This window comes from Algibacter sp., from assembly GCF_049667265.1.
Classification (GTDB): Bacteria; Bacteroidota; Bacteroidia; order Flavobacteriales; family Flavobacteriaceae; genus Algibacter_B.
In genome coordinates this window covers 1-2,616 of record NZ_JBATHX010000234.1, presented here as the reverse complement: position 1 = coordinate 2,616, position 2,616 = coordinate 1, and the positions used below count along the sequence as shown (strand labels likewise).

At 33.9% G+C, this 2,616-nt stretch carries 2 protein-coding genes; both read right to left on the bottom strand.

The genetic code is table 11. The annotated features are described in order from the left end of the window. On the bottom strand, nt 1–1,258 hold a 1,258-nt coding region (locus WBN21_RS08865; RefSeq protein ID WP_424199458.1), incomplete at its 3' end, for an APC family permease. 7 nt (nt 1,259–1,265) lie between these two features. Then, nucleotides 1,266–2,438, bottom strand: a complete 1,173-nt coding sequence (locus WBN21_RS08860) for a DUF1624 domain-containing protein (protein WP_424199456.1) — start codon at nt 2,436–2,438, stop codon at nt 1,266–1,268. Nucleotides 2,439–2,616 lie beyond the last annotated feature (178 nt).

Sequence of the window (2,616 nt, the reverse complement as noted above, 5' to 3'; positions counted from 1 at the left end):
AACTTAAACATGCAATTACTATGGCGGTAATTAGCATCTCCTTATTTGGTAAGTTTGAAAGGAAATATAGTATAATAAGGATTGCCAGAATAGGAACCGTCCAACCACCAGGAATTTTAAATCCATCGGAAAGTTCTTTTTTAGAATAGCGCAATTTAATCACAGAAACAGCTACTCCTAAATAAAGTATCAACATAGAGCTACTTGCAATAACGGCTAGTTTTTCAAAACTTCCAGAAACAGCCAAAACGAAACCAATGGTGGCGTAAACAATTATTGCGATGTAAGGTGTTGCAAATTTTTTGTGGATTTTTGAAAGTGCTTTTATAGGTATCACCTTATCTCTGGAAAGCGCGTAAACTATTCTCGGGCTATTTAAAATGGTACCGCTCATATAACCAAACATAGAAATAACAGCACCAATAATTAATAGTGCATAACCAAAAGTACCCATAACTTCTTTTGCTGTTTCAGCAAGCGGTGCAGCTTTAAAATTTGGTAAATCGCTACCTAAAACCCCTTGTGAAACGGTTTGAATTAAAACATAAACAATTACAACTGTAGATAAACTTATTAAAATAGCTCGTGGAATGGTTCGTTTAGGATTTATAACTTCCCCACCAACAATAATACCTGTTTCACATCCTTGAAAGGCAAAAAACAAGATGAGTGAAGTTTCACCTAGTGTTTTAACAGATGGCATGTTTTCAATGTAAAGGTTAGCTATTGAAACATCCTTAAAGCCAATAATGATAAGCAACAACAACGGAATAAGTTTGATAAGGGTGTTGAATTTTACTAAGCCTATACCTTGTTTTAAACCAATAACATTAATGTAAACCATACCATAAAAAAGGATAAAGAGAGACAAAAACCGTGGCCAACCTTCAGCAAATACTGGATGAGCAGAACCAATAACATTTACAAGGGCATTGGAAACTGCAGCATCGGCAAATAAGTTGCTTCCAACTGCAAAAAATCCCGCAATAAATCCGGCATAATCTCCAAATGCTGTTTCAATATAGGTGTAAGGTCCGCCAGTATTGGTTACTTTACTTCCAGCTTCAGCAAAACAAAGCATAATCATAGCCATTAATAAGCCACAAAAAAGATAGGCTATAATACTCGAGGCGCCCATATAACTCGCCACTACAGCGGGTAAAACAAAAATACCCGACCCAATGATGATGTTAACAATATTTGCTGATAAGCCAAATACCCCAACACGCCGTTCTAAACCTTCTTCTTTTTGAATCATATATTTGTTATAAGTAGCTCAACCACCATTTGTCTCTATTATTACTTTTATACTTCCAGTACCATTTACATATAGGATAGAGTGCCAATATTAATAAAACCCAAATCACATATACTACCCAAAGACTAAATCCATACCCTTTAAGTTCTGGCGTAAATGTAACAAACAAATCTATGATCATGAATTTTGGTGAAAAACCAGTAATTGCTAATGCTATTGTAGCTAAAAGATGGATGATATAAATATGAATTATATAAAAAAACATGGGAACTCTCCCAATAGTTACTGAGGCGCTGTGCAATTTTCCTTTCCAATTTTCTGCGAATGCCAGCAATAAAATGGCAGGCCCAAGGGTAACTAATAAATACAATAATGATGGGGGATATTTAGAGAAATTAATAAATGACATAACCGTAAAAGCAAACGATTTTTGTTCCTCCCAATTGTTTGGGTCACCATAAATATTTAAAGACCGAATAAATATAAACAAAAGGATGCAACCTACACCTATATATGTTAACCATTTTGTTCTAAGGTTTTGTTTAAAATCTTTATGATAAAGCAAACCAAAGTGATAGCCTAAAGGCATAACAAAAATCCATGGAATAAGTGGATAGGCAATAAAAATGGTATTAATAGGAGTTGATACAGGACCTTGAACATGTAATAATACCCATAGATTTTCCAAAGATTCTGGCATAAAACCATCAAAAGCATTATGTCCAAAAATGACTATTAGGCTCAAGGCTATCATAATATTTTTTGGTACATGAATAAAAGCCGCTAAAAACACCATAGAAGCCCCAAGAGCCCATATGACTTGAAAAACAACCATGTTATAATTTAGATTGAAATTCCAACCAAACTTCATAATTGTTAATTCAGCAATGATAAGCCAAAAACCTCTTTTTAGTAACCATATACTTAAATCTTTTTTATCACGCCTTTGTCCTACAAAAAAAGCAGACGTACCTGCTAAAAACACAAAAACTGGAGCGCAGAAATGTGTTAAAAAGCGTGTTATAAATAAAGCTACATTAGTTTGAGAAAGGTCAGTAGGATCAAAAAAGTAAGCATCATAATGAAAATAATCTCTCACATGGTCGAGAGCCATAATTACCATTACCAAACCTCTTAGTAGGTCGATAGATTCTATTCTGGTTGATTTTGTTATTACCATTCCTGCCTTTTTTAATTGCCAATTCTATTTAACTCATCATCCAAAGCACTTTTTGTTTTACTTTTTGTTTTTGCCTTTTGGTTTCCAAATTTATAGGTGGCACCAAGACCAAATCTCTGATTATCTGAAGTATAAGCGCCATTTAAATTTAAACCACCATAATTTGAATAATATGGAT

Excerpts from the sequence above, each read along its gene's own strand:
- WBN21_RS08860 (WP_424199456.1), bottom strand. The coding sequence starts at position 2,438 with ATGGTAATAACAAAATCAACCAGAATAGAATCTATCGACCTACTAAGA.